The 19,099-nt window shown below is 58.4% G+C and carries 14 protein-coding genes and 1 tRNA gene; 2 read left to right on the top strand and 13 right to left on the bottom strand.

All coding sequences use genetic code 11. The features are described 5' to 3' along the window. Positions 1–47: 47 nt before the first annotated feature. From fusA to rpsL, 3 genes are all read right to left on the bottom strand, one after another. Positions 48–2,147: an elongation factor G gene (gene fusA / locus GVK95_RS16435; RefSeq protein ID WP_159951511.1), complete on the bottom strand. Its 2,100-nt coding sequence runs from the start codon at positions 2,145–2,147 to the stop codon at positions 48–50. A 34-nt stretch (positions 2,148–2,181) separates the two neighbouring features. Further along, a complete protein-coding gene (rpsG, locus tag GVK95_RS16440) occupies positions 2,182–2,652 on the bottom strand; it encodes a 30S ribosomal protein S7 (RefSeq protein ID WP_007608708.1) in 471 nt (156 codons plus the stop codon). Between the two features lie 79 nt (positions 2,653–2,731). Next, positions 2,732–3,103: a 30S ribosomal protein S12 gene (rpsL, locus tag GVK95_RS16445; protein WP_003507760.1), complete on the bottom strand. Its 372-nt coding sequence runs from the start codon at positions 3,101–3,103 to the stop codon at positions 2,732–2,734. Positions 3,104–3,613: 510 nt separating this feature from the next. On the opposite strand from rpsL, the gene GVK95_RS16450 reads away from it, so the two are divergent. Further along, entirely contained in the window at positions 3,614–3,907 is a 294-nt protein-coding gene (locus GVK95_RS16450) for a transcriptional regulator (RefSeq protein ID WP_159951513.1), read from the top strand. A 264-nt stretch (positions 3,908–4,171) separates the two neighbouring features. On the opposite strand, the gene rpoC is transcribed toward GVK95_RS16450, so the two are convergent. The 9 genes from rpoC to GVK95_RS16495 all read right to left on the bottom strand — a co-directional run bounded on the left by rpoC (position 4,172) and on the right by GVK95_RS16495 (position 16,540). Continuing rightward, positions 4,172–8,383 (bottom strand): DNA-directed RNA polymerase subunit beta', encoded by a 4,212-nt coding sequence (gene rpoC / locus GVK95_RS16455; protein WP_007608726.1) that lies wholly within the window; start codon positions 8,381–8,383, stop codon positions 4,172–4,174. A 183-nt stretch (positions 8,384–8,566) separates the two neighbouring features. After that, a complete protein-coding gene (gene rpoB, locus GVK95_RS16460; RefSeq protein ID WP_159951515.1) occupies positions 8,567–12,703 on the bottom strand; it encodes a DNA-directed RNA polymerase subunit beta in 4,137 nt (1,378 codons plus the stop codon). A gap of 248 nt (positions 12,704–12,951) precedes the next feature. Beyond that, positions 12,952–13,326 (bottom strand): 50S ribosomal protein L7/L12, encoded by a 375-nt coding sequence (rplL, locus tag GVK95_RS16465; RefSeq protein ID WP_113144301.1) that lies wholly within the window; start codon positions 13,324–13,326, stop codon positions 12,952–12,954. Positions 13,327–13,394: 68 nt separating this feature from the next. Then, positions 13,395–13,913, bottom strand: coding sequence for a 50S ribosomal protein L10 (gene rplJ, locus GVK95_RS16470; RefSeq protein WP_054160245.1), 519 nt, complete (start codon positions 13,911–13,913; stop codon positions 13,395–13,397). A gap of 342 nt (positions 13,914–14,255) precedes the next feature. Beyond that, positions 14,256–14,951, bottom strand: coding sequence for a 50S ribosomal protein L1 (gene rplA / locus GVK95_RS16475; protein WP_159951517.1), 696 nt, complete (start codon positions 14,949–14,951; stop codon positions 14,256–14,258). 1 nt (position 14,952) lies between these two features. After that, the gene (rplK, locus tag GVK95_RS16480; RefSeq protein WP_159951519.1) at positions 14,953–15,384 is read right to left on the bottom strand and encodes a 50S ribosomal protein L11; all 432 of its coding nucleotides are present in this window, start codon (positions 15,382–15,384) and stop codon (positions 14,953–14,955) included. Positions 15,385–15,532: 148 nt separating this feature from the next. Then, entirely contained in the window at positions 15,533–16,063 is a 531-nt protein-coding gene (gene nusG, locus GVK95_RS16485) for a transcription termination/antitermination protein NusG (protein WP_007608736.1), read from the bottom strand. Positions 16,064–16,080: 17 nt separating this feature from the next. Beyond that, on the bottom strand, positions 16,081–16,281 hold the full coding sequence (gene secE / locus GVK95_RS16490) for a preprotein translocase subunit SecE (RefSeq protein WP_007608742.1): 201 nt from the start codon (positions 16,279–16,281) through the stop codon (positions 16,081–16,083). Positions 16,282–16,464: 183 nt separating this feature from the next. Then, a tRNA-Trp gene (locus GVK95_RS16495) sits at positions 16,465–16,540 on the bottom strand. A 667-nt stretch (positions 16,541–17,207) separates the two neighbouring features. Between GVK95_RS16495 and GVK95_RS16500 the strand changes: the two genes are divergently transcribed. After that, positions 17,208–17,591: a pentapeptide repeat-containing protein gene (locus tag GVK95_RS16500; protein ID WP_159951521.1), complete on the top strand. Its 384-nt coding sequence runs from the start codon at positions 17,208–17,210 to the stop codon at positions 17,589–17,591. A gap of 184 nt (positions 17,592–17,775) precedes the next feature. Here GVK95_RS16500 and tuf read toward each other — a convergent pair whose 3' ends face one another. Next, positions 17,776–18,951 (bottom strand): elongation factor Tu, encoded by a 1,176-nt coding sequence (gene tuf, locus GVK95_RS16505; protein WP_159951523.1) that lies wholly within the window; start codon positions 18,949–18,951, stop codon positions 17,776–17,778. Between the last annotated feature and the right edge of the window lie 148 nt (positions 18,952–19,099).

Genomic DNA, 19,099 nt, shown 5'->3' on the forward strand with positions numbered 1-19,099 from the left:
GTTAAGGGGAATTCTGTTTATTTCTTAAAGGCTTTGGTGTGTTCCGGTCACTTCTGACCGGAATACTTTGCCTGGATTTCTGCAGCAACGTTGCTCGGGACCGGCGAATAGTGGTCGAACACCATCGAGTACTGGGCGCGGCCCTGCGACATGGAGCGCAGGTTGTCGACGTACTTGAACATGTTGGCGAGCGGAACGTGAGCGTTGATCACGATCGCGATGCCGCGCTGTTCCTGGCCCTGGATCTGGCCACGACGGGAGTTCAGGTCGCCGATGACGTCACCGACGTAATCTTCCGGCGTGACAACTTCGACCTTCATCATCGGCTCGAGCAGCTGTGCGCCAGCCTTCTTGGCTGCTTCACGGAAGCAAGCACGCGAGGCGATTTCGAAGGCGAGAACCGAGGAGTCAACGTCGTGGTAAGCGCCGTCGATCAGGGTTGCCTTGACACCGAGCATCGGGAAGCCAGCAAGCGGACCCGAAGACAGAACGCTTTCGATACCCTTCTGAACGCCCGGGATGTATTCCTTCGGAACAGCACCACCGACGATCTTGGATTCGAACTTGAACTCGTCACCTTCCGGATTCGGTTCGAAGACGATCTTGACGCGCGCGAACTGACCGGTACCACCGGACTGCTTCTTGTGCGTGTAGTCTTCTTCGTGGTTCCGCGTGATGGTTTCGCGGTAGGCAACCTGCGGAGCACCGACGTTGGCTTCAACCTTGAACTCGCGACGCATACGGTCAACGAGAATGTCGAGGTGAAGTTCGCCCATGCCTGCGATGATCGTCTGGCCGGATTCCTGGTCGGTCTTGACGCGGAACGACGGGTCTTCAGCTGCCAGGCGGTTGAGCGCGAGGCCCATCTTTTCCTGGTCGCCCTTGGACTTCGGCTCGATCGCGATCTGGATGACCGGTTCCGGGAATTCCATGCGCTCGAGGATAACCGGCTTCAGCGGATCGCAGAGCGTATCGCCAGTCGTGGTTTCCTTGAGGCCAGCCAGAGCAACGATGTCGCCCGAGAAGGCTTCTTCGATGTCTTCACGGCTGTTGGAATGCATCTGCAGCATACGGCCGACACGCTCGCGCTTGTCCTTGACCGTGTTCATAACCGAGACGCCCTTTTCGAGCTTGCCCGAATAGATACGTGCAAAGGTCAGCGAACCGACGAAGGGGTCGTTCATGATCTTGAACGCGAGCATAGCAAGCGGCTCGCTGTCATCGGCATGACGCTCGATTTCAGCTTCGGTCTTGAAGTCGATGCCCTTGATCGCCGGGATGTCCAGCGGCGACGGCAGGTATTCGACAACGGCGTCGAGCAACGGCTGTACGCCCTTGTTCTTGAACGCTGTGCCGCAGAACATCGGATGGAACTTGACGTCGATGGTGCCGCGGCGAACGAGTGCGCGGATCTTTTCGTTGTCCGGCATGATGCCGTTCAGGTAGTCTTCCATCGCCTGTTCGTCGACTTCAACGATCTGTTCGATCATCTTTTCGCGATATTCGACGGCCTTTTCCTTCAGGTCGTCCGGGATTTCAACGACATCCCAAGCCGCACCCAAGGATTCATCGCGCCATACGAGCGCGTTCATCTCGATCAGGTCAACGACGCCCTTGAATTCGGATTCTGCACCGATCGGCAGCTGCATGACGACAGCGATGGCGCCGAGACGGGTCTTGATCATCTCTACCGAGCGGTAGAAGTCAGCACCGGTCTTGTCCATCTTGTTGCAGAAGATCATCCGCGGGACGTTGTACTTCTCAGCCTGGCGCCAGACGGTTTCCGTCTGCGGCTCTACACCGGCGTTGGCATCGAGAAGAGCAATCGCACCGTCGAGCACGCGCAACGAACGTTCGACTTCAATGGTGAAGTCAACGTGGCCGGGGGTGTCGATGATGTTGAAGCGGCGCATCGTGCCGTCGCGACCCTTCCAGTAGGTCGTGGTGGCAGCGGACGTGATGGTGATACCACGTTCCTGCTCCTGCTCCATCCAGTCCATCGTAGCAGCGCCGTCATGGACTTCGCCGATCTTGTGAGACTTACCGGTGTAGTAGAGGATGCGTTCGGTGGTCGTGGTCTTGCCGGCGTCGATATGCGCCATGATACCGAAGTTGCGGTAGTCTTCGATTTTATATTCGCGAGCCATAATGGACTGCCTTTCAATATTCGATCGGTTCAGATTACCAACGGTAATGCGAGAAGGCGCGGTTTGCGTCGGCCATCTTGTGCGTGTCTTCGCGCTTCTTGACAGCGGAGCCACGGTTGTTGGACGCGTCCATCAGTTCGCCCGACAGGCGGTCGATCATGGTGGTCTCGTTGCGCTTGCGAGCGGCAGCGATCAGCCAACGGATGGCGAGGGCCTGACGGCGCTCCGGACGAACGTCAACGGGAACCTGGTAAGTTGCACCACCAACGCGGCGCGAACGCACTTCAACATGCGGCGCGACGTTGTCGAGCGCCTGATGGAAGATTGCGATCGGCTCTGCCTTGGCCTTAGCCTGGACCACATCGAAAGCACCGTAAACGATGTTTTCAGCGACCGACTTCTTGCCGTGAAGCATGATGGCGTTCATGAACTTGGTGACGACGAGATCGCCGAACTTCGGGTCCGGATTGATTTCGCGCTTTTCTGCACTATGGCGACGGGACATACTAGTTTGTCTCTCAACGGTTAGGACGCTTTACCACGCGGAGAACCTCGCGCAGCGCCGTTAAATCTATAAGGCCGAATTACTTCGGACGCTTGGCACCGTACTTGGAACGGCGCTGCTTACGGTTCTTGACACCCTGGGTATCGAGAACGCCGCGGATGATGTGGTAACGAACGCCCGGCAAGTCCTTTACGCGGCCGCCACGGATCATGACGACAGAGTGTTCCTGCAGGTTGTGACCTTCACCCGGAATGTAGCCGATGACTTCGAAGCCATTGGTCAGACGGATCTTGGCGACCTTACGCAGAGCCGAGTTCGGCTTCTTCGGGGTCGTCGTATAAACGCGGGTGCAAACGCCGCGCTTCTGTGGGTTTTCCTGCAGAGCAGGTACCTTGTTGCGCTTTACCTGTGCCTGACGCGGCTTGCGGATCAGCTGGTTTACGGTAGGCATATAACCATCCCTTGCAAATTTAGTCTCTCAAGCCCTTGCGAGCCCACGGTTTTGCCGTTTCCGGCGGCGGCCGCACATTTTCTTCATGCGCAAAATGTGGCCCGATCCGTTTCAAGCGGATGGACCACAAAAGACAGAGGACGCATTCCGAAAAATGCGTCATGCGTGCAGCATTCGTGTCGTCAACGTGCGTAAAGAACCTTGTTTGAGGCGAACTTCAGGACGCGGCGTCCCAAAAAACCCGGCCTCACATGGGCTCTGATGGCCGGGGGAATACTGTTTTCCCCCTCTTGCGTCAAGTCTCTATCGAAAATTAATGGCCGGAAGGCCTGTAGAGCAGGCCTTTGGCGGTTATCCGCATGGGAAAAACGGCGGCGCCTGTCGAATTGGCTTGGCTTGATCCGGGAAACTTCTAGATAAGGAGTTGGGCAAGGTCAATTCACCCTACCCTGCCCCTGGACGATTCGATCCACAGAGAATCGTGACACTCGAACAAGAAGACCAGACGCCATGATCACCAGTCCCGACAACGACAACAATCGCGACGAGCCGATGGTGTTCATCATCATCGCAAAGGCATACGAAACCGAAGGCGGCGAGCCGATCGATCTGCATGTGCTGTTGACGGCGCCGGACGACGATTCAGCCGTGCGGCTGGCACTCAATGCCCTGTCGGAGGAAGGTTTCCTCGAAGCCGACCTCGACCAGATCGGCATGATCACCGGCGAACCGGATGAAGAGCCGCATGCATCCGCCTACCAGGGCGCGCTCGAAGGCGAAGTGGCGATCATCCGCTTCAACTGACCGAGCCGCAGTTTGCAGACATCGACAAGGCCACCCGGATGTTTCCGGGTGGCCTTTTTGCATTGGCGAGCGCGCAGAACGCGTTGTTTGCTGTGCGCCCATGACTGCGAGCGCCTGCTGCAGGTTTTACACCTTGCCGGGGTGGAAACAGCGCCGTCAGCGCCAGTGCCGACCACCTGAACGGAAAAAGGCGCCCGGGAGACCCGGGCGCCTATCATCTGTCAAACTGGCAGATGCGACGTAGTCGCACCGGCCGATTGCGGCTTATTCGGCAGCAGGTGCCGCTTCGCCTGCGAGGTTCTGCAGCATCGGTGTTGCAACGTCCGCGCCGGTGCCCTTCTTGCGTTCCTCGATGATGAGTTCATCGCGCGAAGTGGCAATGCGGCGGATCTGCGTCATGGTGCCACCGGTACCAGCCGGGATGAGACGGCCGACGATGACGTTCTCCTTGAGACCCTGCAGCGTGTCGGTCTTGCCGGCGATCGCAGCTTCCGTGAGAACCTTTGTGGTTTCCTGGAAGGATGCGGCCGAGATGAACGACGGTGTCTGCAGCGATGCCTTGGTGATACCGAGAAGAACAGGATCGCCGTAGGACGGCTTCTTGCCTTCTTCGATCAGGCGGTCGTTGTTGTCGTCCATTTCGATCCGGTCGACATTGTCGCCAACGATGTAATGGCTATCGCCAGCATCGGTGATTTCAACCTTCTGCAGCATCTGGCGAACAATCACCTCGATGTGCTTGTCGTTGATGACAACGCCCTGCAGACGGTAGACTTCCTGGATTTCGTTGACCAGGTACGAAGCGAGTGCTTCGACGCCCTTGATCGCCAGGATGTCGTGCGGTGCCGGGTTACCGTCGAGGATGTAATCACCCTTTTCGATATAGTCGCCGTCCTGAAGGTGGAAGGGCTTGCCCTTCGGGATCAGGTACTCGACCGGTTCGACACCGTCTTCCGCCGGCTCGATGATGACGCGACGCTTGTTCTTGTAGTCGCGGCCGAGGCGGATCGTACCATCGATCTCAGCGATGATAGCGTGATCCTTCGGACGACGAGCTTCGAACAGTTCCGCAACACGCGGCAGACCACCGGTGATGTCCTTGGTCTTGGCGCTTTCCAGCGGCGAACGTGCAAGCACGTCACCCTGGGAGACCTTCGTACCAGGTTCAACCGACAGGATCGCGTCCACCGAGAGGAAGAAGCGAGCATCGCTGCCACGCGACATCTTCAGGACATTGCCTGCAGCGTCCTTGATGACGATGGCCGGCTTCAGATCCGCACCGCGCGGGGTCGAACGCCAGTCGATAACCTGACGCTTGGTGATGCCGGTGGATTCGTCGGTGGCTTCGAGAACCGAGAGACCGTCGACGACGTCCTCGAAATGCACGATACCTTCGACTTCCGTCATCATCGGGCGTGTGTACGGATCCCACTCGGCCAGACGCTGGCCGCGCTTCACCTTGTCGCCGTCATCAACGAAGACCTTCGAACCGTAAGCGACGCGCTGCGAGGAGCGCTCGACGCCACGTTCGTCAAGAATGGTCACAGCCAGGCTACGACCCATGGCAATCAGATTGCCATCGGAATTGCGCAGCATGTTGCGGTTCTTGATCTGAACGGTGCCTTCGTACGAGGCTTCGAGGAACGACTGGTCGACCACGGTTGCCGTGCCACCAAGGTGGAACGTACGCATCGTGAGCTGGGTACCCGGTTCACCGATCGACTGCGCCGCGATAACACCAACGGCTTCGCCCATGTTGACAGGCGTACCGCGGGCCAGATCTCGGCCGTAGCAGATCGAGCAAACGCCGGTCTGAACTTCGCAGGTCAGGGCCGAACGGATACGGATCGACTGAATGCCAGCCTTTTCGATCTCGATGACATCGGGCTCAAGGATCATCTTGCCGGCATCGACGATACGCTCACCCGTCAACGGATGATCGATGTCGTCCAGTGCCGTACGTCCGAGAACGCGGACGCCGATGGAGGCCACGACCTGACCGGCATCGATGATCGCCGTCATGGTGAGGCCCTTGTCGGTGCCGCAATCCACGAGGTTGACGATGCAATCCTGCGCGACGTCAACGAGACGACGGGTCAGGTAACCGGAGTTCGCGGTCTTCAGAGCGGTGTCTGCGAGACCCTTACGGGCACCGTGGGTCGAGTTGAAGTACTCGTTAACGGTCAAACCTTCCTTGAAGTTCGAGATGATCGGCGTCTCGATGATTTCACCCGACGGCTTGGCCATCAGGCCGCGCATGCCGCCCAGCTGACGCATCTGGTTCGGAGAACCACGCGCACCCGAGTGTGACATCATGTAGATGGCGTTCATCTGCTTCTGGCGACCCGTTTCCGGATCGAACTCGACAGCCTTAATGCGGGCCATCATGTCCTCGGCGACCTTTTCGGTTGCCTTGCCCCAAGCGTCAACGACCTTGTTGTACTTTTCGCCCTGGGTGATCAGGCCGTCATTGTACTGCTGCTCGTATTCCTTGACCAGATTTTCGGTATCGCCGACGATCTTGGCCTTGGTTTCCGGAATGACCATGTCGTCCTTGCCGAACGAGATGCCGGCCTTGCACGCATGGCTGAAGCCGAGCTGCATGATCCGGTCGCAGAAGATGACCGTGTCTTTCTGACCGCAGTGACGATAGACCGTGTCGATCATCTTGGAGATGTTCTTCTTGGTCATTTCCTGGTTGCAGGTGTCGAAAGGCACCTTGAAGTTCTTCGGCAGAAGTTCGCCGATGAGCATACGGCCAGGCGTCGTTTCGAAAATCTTCGAAACGGGCTTGCCTTCTTCGTCAACGGTCTTGAAGCGGCCACGGATCTTCGAGTGCAGTGTCACGATCTTGTTTTCAAGCGCGTGATGCAGTTCCCCGATGTCGGAGAAGGCCATGCCTTCGCCCGGCTCGTTCTGGTTCATGATCGACAGGTAGTAGAGACCCAGAACCATGTCCTGCGACGGAACGATGATCGGTGCACCGTTGGCCGGGTGCAGGATGTTGTTCGTCGACATCATCAGAACGCGGGCTTCAAGCTGGGCTTCAAGCGACAGCGGCACGTGAACGGCCATCTGGTCGCCGTCGAAGTCGGCGTTGAAGGCCGTGCAGACGAGCGGATGCAACTGGATGGCCTTGCCTTCGACCAGCGTGGGTTCGAAGGCCTGGATGCCCAGGCGGTGGAGCGTCGGCGCACGGTTCAGCAGAACCGGATGCTCGCGGATGACCTCGTCGAGGATATCCCAAACTTCCGGCTTTTCCTTTTCAACCAGCTTCTTGGCCTGCTTGACGGTCGAGGAGTAACCCTTGGCGTCGAGGCGGGCATAGATGAACGGCTTGAACAGCTCGAGCGCCATCTTCTTCGGCAAGCCGCACTGGTGCAGCTTCAGTTCCGGACCGGTCACGATGACCGAACGGCCGGAATAGTCAACGCGCTTGCCGAGAAGGTTCTGGCGGAAGCGGCCCTGCTTGCCCTTGAGCATATCGGACAGCGACTTCAGCGGACGCTTGTTGGCACCGGTGATGACGCGGCCACGACGACCGTTGTCGAACAGTGCGTCCACAGATTCTTGCAGCATGCGCTTTTCGTTGCGGATGATGATGCCCGGCGCGCGCAGTTCGATCAGGCGCTTCAGACGGTTGTTACGGTTGATGACGCGGCGATAGAGATCGTTCAGGTCGGAGGTCGCGAAACGGCCACCGTCCAGAGGAACGAGCGGGCGCAGGTCCGGCGGGATGACCGGAACGACCTTCATGATCATCCATTCCGGGCGGTTGCCGGATTCCATGAAGTTCTCGACGATCTTCAGGCGCTTCATCAGCTTCTTCTGCTTGAGATCCGAGGTGGTCTCAGCCAGATCAGCACGCAGGTCGCCAGCGATCTTCTCGAGGTTCATCGAGGCCAGCATCTCGTAGATGGCTTCAGCGCCGATCATGGCGGTGAACTGGTCCTCGCCGAACTCGTCGACAGCGATCATGTATTCTTCTTCGGAAAGAAGCTGGTTTTCCTTGAGCGAGGTCAGGCCCGGCTCAGTGACGATGTAGTTTTCGAAGTAGAGAACGCGCTCCACATCCTTCAACGTCATGTCGAGAAGGGTCGAGATACGCGACGGAAGCGATTTCAGGAACCAGATATGGGCAACCGGTGCAGCGAGCTCGATATGGCCCATGCGCTCACGGCGAACGCGCGACAACGTCACTTCGACGCCGCACTTTTCGCAGATGATGCCCTTGTACTTCATACGCTTGTACTTGCCGCACAAGCATTCGTAGTCCTTGATCGGTCCGAAGATACGCGCGCAGAAAAGACCGTCGCGTTCAGGCTTGAACGTACGATAGTTGATGGTTTCCGGCTTCTTGATCTCGCCGTAGGACCACGAAAGAATCTTTTCCGGGCTGGCAATCGAAATCCGGATGGAATCGAAGTGCTGCGCCGGTACCGACGGGTTGAAAAGGTTCATGACCTCTTGGTTCATGCCTGTCTCCTTCATGGGGCAAAAGAGCCCTCAATTGGGTATCGGTTTCAGCAAATTCCCGGGATGCTGGACCGAACCCTTAAATGACAATAACCGCGAAATGCGGCAAAACTTCCCACCCTGTCCGGACCCGGCCAGGGAGGGAATGGCGTGCGAGAAATTCCCGCACGCCCTTGTCAACTTTTACTCTGCCGCGTCGGGCAGCTGACCGCCGGTCGCTTCGTCGAGCTTGGAATTCTCCAGTTCGACGCTGAGGCCCAGCGAGCGCATTTCCTTGACGAGAACGTTGAAGCTCTCGGGAATGCCCGCTTCGAAGGTATCGTCGCCACGGACGATCGCCTCGTAGACCTTGGTACGGCCGGCCACGTCGTCCGACTTCACCGTCAGCATTTCCTGCAGGGTGTAGGCGGCGCCGTAGGCTTCCAGCGCCCAGACTTCCATTTCCCCGAAGCGCTGACCGCCGAACTGCGCCTTACCACCGAGCGGCTGCTGGGTGACGAGCGAGTAAGGACCGATCGAACGGGCGTGGATCTTGTCATCGACCAAGTGGTTCAGCTTGATCATGTACATGTAGCCAACGGTCACCTGACGGTCGAAAGCTTCACCGGTACGGCCATCATACAGAACAGACTGACCCGACGGGTTGAGACCCGCTTTCGTCAGCATCTCGGACACGTCACTTTCATGCGCACCGTCGAAGACCGGGGTCGCGATGGAGACACCGCGCTTGGCTTCTTCGGCAAGACGAACCAGCGATTCATCGTCAAAGGACGAGACCTCGTTGTGCTGTTCCGAGGCATAGATCCCAGTCAGCTCGTTGCGCAGGTCGGTGATGTCGAGATGCTTGCGATAGTCCTCAAGCATCTGGCCGATCTTCTTGCCCATGCCGGCGCAAGCCCAGGCAAGGTGGGTTTCGAGGATCTGACCGACGTTCATGCGCGAAGGCACGCCGAGCGGGTTCAAGACGATGTCCACATGCGTGCCGTCTTCGAGGAACGGCATGTCTTCGACAGGCACGATACGCGAGACAACACCCTTGTTGCCGTGACGGCCGGCCATCTTGTCGCCTGGCTGGATCTTGCGCTTCACAGCGACAAAGACCTTGACCATCTTCATGACGCCCGGAGGCATTTCGTCGCCGCGCTGGACCTTCTCGACCTTGTCCATGAAGCGCTGTTCGAGGCGCGACTTGGATTCGTCATACTGACCGCGAAGGGCTTCGAGTTCGGCCTGGGCCTTCTCGTCCTCGACGGCGAACATCCACCACTGCGAGCGGGGATATTCGGAGATGACGGAGTTCGACAGTTCGCCGCCCTTCTTGTAACCCTTCGGACCGGCAATCGAGACGTGGCCACGCAGCATGTCGAGCAGACGCCCGTAGACGTTACGGTCGAGGATCGCCTGTTCGTCGTCACGGTCCTTGGCGAGGCGTTCGATTTCCTCGCGCTCGATCGCCATCGCACGTTCGTCCTTCTCAACGCCGTGGCGATTGAAGACGCGAACTTCGACGACGGTGCCGAACGTGCCCGGAGGCATACGCATGGAGGTGTCGCGAACGTCGGACGCCTTTTCACCGAAGATGGCGCGCAGAAGCTTTTCTTCCGGCGTCATCGGGCTTTCGCCCTTCGGGGTGATCTTGCCGACCAGGATGTCACCCGGCTGAACCTCGGCACCGATGTAAACGATACCGGCTTCGTCGAGGTTACGCAGCGCTTCTTCCGAAACGTTCGGAATGTCGCGGGTGATTTCTTCCGGACCGAGCTTGGTGTCACGGGCCATGACTTCGAATTCCTCGATATGGATCGAGGTGAAGACATCTTCCGAGACGATGCGCTCCGACATGAGGATCGAGTCCTCATAGTTGTAGCCGTTCCACGGCATGAATGCGACGAGCGCGTTGCGGCCGAGAGCCAGATCGCCGAGGTCGGTCGACGGACCGTCCGCGATGATGTCGCCCTTGTTCAGGATGTCACCGACGGTGACCAGCGGACGCTGGTTGACGCAGGTGTTCTGGTTGGAACGCTGGAACTTCTGCAGGCGATAGATATCAACGCCGGACTTCGACGGGTCGAGGTCTTCGGTGGCGCGGATAACGATACGCGTCGCATCGACCTGGTCGACCACGCCGCCGCGACGGGCACCGATGGCGGCGCCGGAGTCACGGGCCACGATCGGCTCCATGCCGGTACCGACGAACGGGGCTTCGGCACGCAGGAGCGGCACGGCCTGACGCTGCATGTTCGAGCCCATGAGGGCGCGGTTGGCGTCGTCGTTTTCCAGGAACGGGATGAGCGCTGCCGCAACAGACACGAGCTGCTTCGGCGAAACGTCCATCAGGTTGATGGTGTCGCGCGGCGACAGCATAACTTCGCCAGAGTGACGGCAAACGACGAACTCTTCGACGAACACGCCGTCGGCGGTCAGCTCGGAATTGGCCTGGGCGACGTAGTACTTCGCTTCTTCCATTGCCGACAGGTAGACCACGTCCTTGGTCACCTTGCCGTCGATGATCTTGCGGTACGGGCTTTCGATGAAGCCGTACTTGTTGACGCGGGCAAAGGTGGCAAGCGAGTTGATCAGACCGATGTTCGGGCCTTCCGGCGTTTCAATCGGGCAAATACGGCCGTAGTGGGTCGGGTGAACGTCGCGGACTTCGAAGCCGGCGCGCTCGCGGGTCAGACCACCCGGTCCAAGAGCCGAAAGACGGCGCTTGTGGGTGATTTCCGAAAGCGGGTTCACCTGGTCCATGAACTGCGACAGCTGCGAAGAGCCGAAGAATTCGCGGACGGCAGCTGCTGCCGGCTTGGCGTTGATCAGGTCCTGCGGCATGACGGTGTCGATCTCGATCGACGACATGCGTTCCTTGATGGCGCGCTCCATGCGCAGCAGACCCAGACGATACTGGTTCTCCATCAATTCACCGACCGAGCGAACGCGGCGGTTGCCGAGGTTGTCGATGTCGTCGATTTCGCCCTTGCCGTCGCGCAGTTCGACCAGCATCTTGACCACGGCCAGGATGTCGTCCTTGCGCAGGACACGAACGGTGTCTTCGACGTCGAGGTCGAGGCGCATGTTCATCTTGACGCGGCCAACGGCGGACAGGTCATAACGCTCGCTGTCGAAGAACAGCGAGTTGAACATGGCTTCGGCCGAATCCATCGTCGGCGGCTCGCCCGGACGCATGACGCGGTAGATATCGAACAGAGCGTCCTGACGGTTCTCGTTCTTGTCTGCGGCCAGCGTGTTGCGGATGTAGGCGCCCACGTTGATGTGGTCGATGCCCAGAACCGGGATTTCGTCGAAACCGGTTTCGAGGATCTGCGGCAGGGTCTTCTCGTCGATTTCCGCACCGGCTTCCATGTAGATTTCGCCGGTCGCCATATTGACCAGGTCTTCTGCGAGGAAGTTGCCGTACAGGTCTTCGTCGGCCGCGCGCAGAGCCTTGAGGCCCTTGTCGGTCAGCTGACGGAGAAGACGCGGGGTGAGCTTCTTGCCACCTTCGACCACGACTTCACCGGTGTCGGCGTCGATCATGTCGGTGATGGTCTTGGCGCCCTTCAGCGTTTCCGGGGTGAACGGAATGCGCCAGCCCTTGCCGTCGCGAACATAGTTCGACTTGGTGTAGAAGGTCGACAGGATTTCTTCGCCGTCCATGCCGAGCGCCATCAGCAGCGAGGTCACAGGGATCTTGCGGCGACGGTCGATACGAGCGTGGACGATGTCCTTGGCGTCGAACTCGATGTCGAGCCAGGAACCGCGATACGGGATGACGCGGGCGGCAAACAGCAGCTTGCCGGACGAGTGGCTCTTGCCCTTGTCATGGTCGAAGAACACGCCCGGCGAACGGTGCATCTGCGAGACGATAACGCGCTCGGTGCCGTTGACGATGAACGTGCCGTTGTTGGTCATGAGCGGCATGTCGCCCATGTAGACCGACTGTTCCTTGATGTCCTTGATCGAGCGGGCGCCCGTATCCTCATCAATATCGAACACGATCAGGCGCAGCGTGACCTTCAGCGGTGCAGCATAGGTCAGGTCGCGCTGGCGGCATTCGTCAACGTCGAACTTCGGCTGTTCGAATTCGTAGGAGACGAATTCCAGCATCGATGCACCGGAAAAATCGGTGATCGGGAATACGGACCTGAAAACGGCATTCAGTCCCTCGTCGGGACGGCCACCTTCCGGCTCGTCAACCATGAGGAACTGGTCATAAGATGCCTTCTGAACCTCAATAAGGTTCGGCATTTCTGCGACTTCTGGAATTTTTCCGAAAAACTTGCGTACGCGCCTGCGACCGTTAAAGGTAAGGGTCTGAGCCATCGTCGCTCCTTGTCAGTTTGCACCCGGGCCTGCAACAGACGGTGACCGCTGGCCAGGCGGTTCCGTCAAAAAATGGATCACTCAATCTCGTCTCGAGATCCGGGCGGCCGGCCGGTTTGCCGGGTGCGCGGGTCAAGACCATCCTCTTGAGAACCCATTACCCAGGAACCGTTTTCATACGGTTCCTGGGTAATATGTTCGGAGGAAACCGGCGAGAGAAGGAAACCTTCTCCCGCCGCATTCCGATATTACTTAACGTCGACCTTAGCGCCGGCGTCTTCAAGCTTCTTCTTGAGGTCAGCAGCTTCAGCCTTCGAAACAGCTTCCTTGACAGCCTTCGGAGCGCCTTCAACGAGGTCCTTGGCTTCCTTCAGGCCGAGACCTGTGATAGCGCGGACTTCCTTGATGACGTTGATCTTGTTTGCGCCGGCATCCGTGAGGATGACGTCAAACTCGGTCTTTTCTTCTTCAACAACAGCAGCAGCGCCGCCGCCAGCAGCAGCAACAGCTACAGGAGCAGCTGCAGAAACGCCCCACTTTTCTTCGAGCAGCTTGGAAAGCTCAGCAGCTTCCAGAACGGTCAGAGCCGAGAGGTCGTCAACGATCTTTGCGAGATCAGCCATTTTACTATTTCCTTATAGATGTTCGGTTCGAAACGAACGAGTTAGGGTATGAACAGCGAAAAACCGCCTTACGCGGCTTCGTCCTTCTTTGCATAGGCCGCAAACACGCGGGCAAGCTGAGCTGCCGGTGCCTGTACCACACCTGCGATACGCGTAGCCGGTGTCTGGATCATGCCCAGCAGCTTCGCACGCAGCTCGTCCAGCGAAGGCAGGGTCGCAAGCGACTTGACTGCATCGGCGGTGAGCGTGGTTGTTCCCATGGCGCCACCGAGAACAACGATCTTGTCGTTGGTCTTGGCGAAATCCATGACGACCTTCGGAGCCGTGATCGGATCATTGCTGAATGCAATCAGCGTCTGACCCTTGAAGAGATCGGTGATCCCTTCGGCTTCCGTGCCCTGAAGAGCGATCTTGGCCAGGCGGTTCTTCGCGACTTTGACGGTGCCGCCAGCAGCACGCATTTTTGAACGGAAGTCGTTCATCTGCGCAACCGTGACACCAGCATAGTGGGCCACAACAACCGAACCGGAAGCCTTGAAGACTTCGTTCAGTTCTGTGACGAATTCGCGTTTTTCCGCTCTTTCCACTGTCTGTCTCCAGTTGATGAGACCGCAATCTGCAGGCCTCACCGGGTTTGCCTTTTGCCTCAAGGGATCCAACTCATCAGATCCCGAGCGACGCTTGAGGATCCTGCCCCCTCGCATCAAAGCTTTGCTTCAATGCCAAGGCGAATAAGGCTCGAACCGAACTTCAAGACGTCTACAGACGTTTAAAATCGGGTCTTACCCCGTCTCATGCAGGTGAATATTAAGGCCACGAGGGCCACCCACAATCTCGGACAGGAGTGTCTGGTTTTAACGCCAGACATTCCCGGCCCCGAAAGGCCGGAAACTTGATTGACCGGGGCGCGAAGCCCCGGCCGAAATGGATTAAACCGTAACCGTCGAAGGATCGATCTTGACGCCCGGACCCATGGTCGAGGAGATCGCTACGCGCTTGACGTAGTTACCCTTGGCGCCAGCCGGCTTTGCCTTGACGACGGCGTCAGCAAAGGCCTTGATGTTTTCTTCGAGCGCCTTGGCGTCGAAGGAAGCCTTGCCGATACCGGCATGGATGATACCAGCCTTCTCGACGCGGAACTCGACAGCACCGCCCTTGGAAGCCTTGACGGCGCCAGCGACGTCCATGGTCACAGTGCCGACCTTCGGGTTCGGCATCATGCCACGCGGGCCGAGAACCTTACCGAGACGACCGACGAGCGGCATCATGTCCGGGGTTGCGATGCAACGATCGAAATCGATCTTGCCACCCTGGACGATTTCGACGAGATCTTCAGCGCCGACGATGTCTGCGCCAGCAGCCTTGGCTTCATCAGCCTTGGCGCCACGTGCGAAGACAGCAACGCGAACGTCGCGGCCGGTGCCGTTCGGCAGGTTGACAACGCCACGAACCATCTGGTCGGCGTGACGCGGGTCAACGCCGAGGTTCATTGCGATTTCGACGGTTTCGTCGAACTTGGCAACCGCACGTTCCTTGACCATCGAGATGGCGTCGGAAAGAGCAACGAGTTTGGTCGGATCTACGCCTTCGCGGATCTTCTGAATACGCTTTGCAAGCTTTGCCATGTTAAGCCACCACTTCCAGGCCCATGGAGCGGGCAGAGCCCTCGACCATTGCCATTGCGCCATCGACGTCGGCTGCGTTCAGATCCTTCATCTTACCTTCGGCGATCGTACGGACCTGAGCCTTGGTGATGGTACCGATCTTTGCACCCTTGCCCGGTGTCTTCGAACCGGAGGTGATCTTTGCTTCCTTCTTCAGCCAGTAGGTAACCGGCGGCTGCTTCATGACGAAGGTGAAGGACTTGTCCTGGTAATAGGTAATGACGACCGGGATCGGCATGCCCTTTTCCATTTCCTGCGTGGCGGCATTGAACGCCTTGCAGAATTCCATGATGTTAACGCCACGCTGACCAAGCGCCGGGCCGATTGGCGGGGACGGGTTAGCCGATCCTGCCTTGACCTGAAGCTTGAGCTGGCCTGCAACTTTCTTAGCCATATCTCTCTGCCTTTCATAAGGAACCGATTTCCCGGCTCCGGTGTGCCGGTTTTATCCGGCGGCTGCGGTTGCGTGGTACGTCTGGTCAGTCCGGCTTAGAGACTGCCATCCTCCCACGCGGTTCGGGGAGTTGCCTCCCCTTCTCCACTCAGACCTTTTCGACCTGAGCGTATTCGAGTTCGACCGGGGTCGCGCGGCCGAAGATGGAGACTTCCACCTTGAGGCGCGAACGCTCTTCATCGACATCCTGAACAACGCCGTTGAACGAGGCGAAGGGACCGTCGGAGACGCGAACCTGCTCGCCGATCTCGAAGGTAACGGAAGACTTCGGACGCTCGACACCTTCCTGGACCTGGCCCAAGATACGCTCGGCTTCGAAATCAGGGATCGGAACCGGCTTGTTGTCGGAACCGAGGAAACCCGTAACCTTCGGGGTATTCTTGATCAGGTGATAGGCTTCGTCCGTCAGATTCGCCCGGACCATGACATAGCCAGGAAAGAACTTGCGTTCACTATCAACCTTGCGGCCGCGACGAACCTCGACGACCTTTTCGGTCGGCACGAGGATCTTTTCGAACAAGTGAGTGAGACCCTTCTGACGGGCCTTGTTCTCGATGTCCTCAGCGACCTTCTTTTCAAAATTCGAGTATGCGTGGACGATATACCAACGTGCCGCCATGTCCGTCTCCGTCCGTTTTAGTTGCCGAGGCTCAGCACAAGGCTGAGAAGCCAGCCAATGAGCTGGTCAGCGCCGAAGAAAAACAGCGCGGCGAAAACGACCATCGCCAGAACCATGAGCGTCGAAATCACGGTCTCGCGGCGCGAAGGCCACGTGACTTTGGACGTCTCGGAGCGCACCTGCTGCAGAAACGCGAATGGATTAGACTTGGATGCCATTTAATGCCCACGCATTTACGGCGCGTAAAGCTGAATATCTCAGCCCCACGCACCGCGTGTCTGTTTGAACCCTACATAAAGACCGATTCCCTTTTTCACAAGAGGGAAACGGACCTTCAGCAACTTTTTGGCTTACGCCATCAATCATAGCACGTCGCGAAGCTATGCGCGCCGTGCTGAAAATGGCAGGGGCAGCCGGGCTTGAACCGACGACCTGCGGTTTTGGAGACCGCCGCTCTACCAACTGAGCTATACCCCTAAGCCGTCCTGCGGATTGAACATAACCGTTCTGTCCGAGGCATGGCGCACCCTTTAAGACGGCAAACTCCGATTGGCAAGAGGCTTTTTATGCCTTTTCGACAAAGCCCCCCCACTTCGCGCGCCACAATCACCACCGAATCCGGCCTGCACCGGTCCGGCGGCTGAAACGCACACGCATGGTTGACCAGCATGTCGCGACCGAGACCCGCTCCAGATCCGCCTCAGCACCGCCGTGAGTCGTATTGCCGCCTGTGCCGCAGCACCGGTCGCCGTCAAAATTTGATTCGAAGGCACCGCCCCACGCCCTCGCCTGCCGAATTCAAAAAACCACGCGAAGCGGAGAAACGCAACTGAGCCGAGGCACCAGCTGCTCGCCGACGTCGCCACCGCCCCAAGCCCAAGCCCAAGCCCGCAGCCTGCAGCCTGCGCAAACGGAGGCTTTTTTCGCCATCCATAATACTACTAAGACAATTAGATTATTTCCTAAATATCTACCAGATGGTGAAAATTGCACCCTATGGAGCGTTACCCACAGCATCGATGTCGTGGCTTTTCCGCGATCGTCCGCCTGCCCGGCGCGCGAACATGAGGCTCGCTTGCCTGCACGGCGCAATTGGCGAATAGTGAACGAATCCGATGCCCGATTGCCTGCGATGGGAGCCTTCATGATCCGTATCCACAATGCCGCCCTGCCCGCCTCGGAATTCGAAGACGCCAATCTCAGCGGGTCACGGTTCATCGACGTCAATCTGGAAGAAGCCGTGTTCAGCGACGTCAATCTCGACAATGTACTGATCAGCGATGCACGGGCCTATCATGCGACATTCCGCAAGACGTCGATGGAAAGCGCCACGTTCGAGAATATCGACATGCGCTCGGCGGCGCTGCGACATGTCGATCTTGATGGAGCCTCCATCCGTTTCGCCAGCCTGGTCAACCTGTCGATCGCCGAATGCGATGTCAGGGGCATGAGCATCAACGGCTATCTGGTCACGGATCTGCTGAAGCTGGTGGAGATGTCGCAGTCAGGAACTGAGGCAGACGAATAGCTGCAGGACTTGGTTAGACGTTCGCGCAGGGACGCATTGGCTTCCAATCGGCATTTTGATCGTTGCGACCATCCGCTGAAACACGCGTAGCCCAGAGGCGGCAATTTGCTCCGCCAAACCCATGGCCAAAACGAAAAAAGCCCCGCCGTTGCCGGCGAGGCTCTTCATTCATTGGGTCAATCGATTACTCGATGATCGAGGCAACGATGCCGGCGCCGACGGTGCGGCCGCCTTCGCGGATCGCGAAGCGCAGCTTTTCTTCCATCGCGATCGGAACGATCAGCTCAACCTGAACCGTGACGTTGTCGCCAGGCATAACCATTTCCGTGCCTTCCGGAAGCGACACGATGCCGGTCACGTCGGTGGTGCGGAAGTAGAACTGCGGACGGTAGTTGGTGAAGAACGGTGTATGACGGCCGCCTTCTTCCTTGGTCAGGATGTAGGCTTCTGCCATGAACTTCTTGTGCGGCTTGACCGAACCCGGCTTGCACAGGATCTGGCCACGCTCGACGTCGTCGCGCTGGATACCACGAACCAGGGCACCGATGTTGTCGCCAGCCTGGCCCTGATCGAGCAGCTTGCGGAACATTTCAACGCCGGTAACCGTCGTCTTCTTGGTGGCGCGGATGCCGACGAACTCGACTTCTTCACCAACCTTGACGATGCCACGCTCGACGCGGCCGGTCACAACCGTACCACGACCCGAGATCGAGAACACGTCTTCGATCGGCATCAGGAACGGCAGGTCGATCGGACGCTCAGGCGTCGGGATGTAGGCGTCAACAGCAGCCATCAGCGCGCGCACGGCGTCTTCGCCGATCGTCTTGTTGCTGTCGTTCAGAGCGGCCAGAGCCGAACCCTTGACGAACGGAATGTCGTCGCCCGGGAAGTCGTAGGACGACAGAAGTTCGCGCACTTCCAGTTCGACCAGTTCCAGCAGTTCTTCGTCGTCGACCTGGTCAACCTTGTTGAGGAACACAACGATCGCCGGAACGCCAACCTGACGGGCGAGCAGGATGTGCTCGCGGGTCTGCGGCATCGGGCCGTCGGCAGCCGAGCAAACCAGGATCGCGCCGTCCATCTGGGCCGCACCGGTGATCATGTTCTTGACGTAGTCGGCGTGGCCGGGGCAGTCAACGTGGGCGTAGTGGCGAGCCGGCGTCTCATACTCGACGTGTGCCGTCGAGATGGTGATGCCACGGGCCTTTTCTTCCGGAGCGGCGTCGATCTGATCGTAGGCCTTGTATTCACCGAAATACTTGGTGATCGCAGCCGTCAGAGACGTCTTGCCGTGGTCAACGTGGCCGATCGTGCCGATGTTAACGTGCGGCTTGTTGCGTTCAAACTTACTCTTTGCCATTTGAATGCTTCCTATGAACGAAAAGGGGTTTCCCCGGGCGAACCGGTTTGGTCCCGCCGTTTAAGGCTTTCGAGAGGATTGCGCAAGCGTTAAATGCTCGCTGCGGATGGGGGCAAAAAACCGCCAGATCGGGGCGCTCAGCGAAAAA

The sequence above is a fragment of the Rhizobium sp. 18065 genome, assembly GCF_902706095.1.
Lineage (GTDB): Bacteria > Pseudomonadota > Alphaproteobacteria > Rhizobiales > Rhizobiaceae > Allorhizobium.

Bases quoted from the DNA above. Each gene is read 5' to 3' on its own strand.
- rplA (WP_159951517.1), bottom strand. From the start codon at position 14,951: ATGGCAAAGCTTGCAAAGCGTATTCAGAAGATCCGCGAAGGCGTAGAT.
- rpsG (WP_007608708.1), bottom strand. From the start codon at position 2,652: ATGTCCCGTCGCCATAGTGCAGAAAAGCGCGAAATCAATCCGGACCCG.
- rpoB (WP_159951515.1), bottom strand. From the start codon at position 12,703: ATGGCTCAGACCCTTACCTTTAACGGTCGCAGGCGCGTACGCAAGTTT.
- fusA (WP_159951511.1), bottom strand. From the start codon at position 2,147: ATGGCTCGCGAATATAAAATCGAAGACTACCGCAACTTCGGTATCATG.
- rpoC (WP_007608726.1), bottom strand. From the start codon at position 8,383: ATGAACCAAGAGGTCATGAACCTTTTCAACCCGTCGGTACCGGCGCAG.
- GVK95_RS16450 (WP_159951513.1), top strand. From the start codon at position 3,614: ATGATCACCAGTCCCGACAACGACAACAATCGCGACGAGCCGATGGTG.
- rplL (WP_113144301.1), bottom strand. From the start codon at position 13,326: ATGGCTGATCTCGCAAAGATCGTTGACGACCTCTCGGCTCTGACCGTT.
- GVK95_RS16500 (WP_159951521.1), top strand. From the start codon at position 17,208: ATGATCCGTATCCACAATGCCGCCCTGCCCGCCTCGGAATTCGAAGAC.
- rplK (WP_159951519.1), bottom strand. From the start codon at position 15,384: ATGGCTAAGAAAGTTGCAGGCCAGCTCAAGCTTCAGGTCAAGGCAGGA.
- rpsL (WP_003507760.1), bottom strand. From the start codon at position 3,103: ATGCCTACCGTAAACCAGCTGATCCGCAAGCCGCGTCAGGCACAGGTA.
- secE (WP_007608742.1), bottom strand. From the start codon at position 16,281: ATGGCATCCAAGTCTAATCCATTCGCGTTTCTGCAGCAGGTGCGCTCC.
- nusG (WP_007608736.1), bottom strand. From the start codon at position 16,063: ATGGCGGCACGTTGGTATATCGTCCACGCATACTCGAATTTTGAAAAG.
- tuf (WP_159951523.1), bottom strand. From the start codon at position 18,951: ATGGCAAAGAGTAAGTTTGAACGCAACAAGCCGCACGTTAACATCGGC.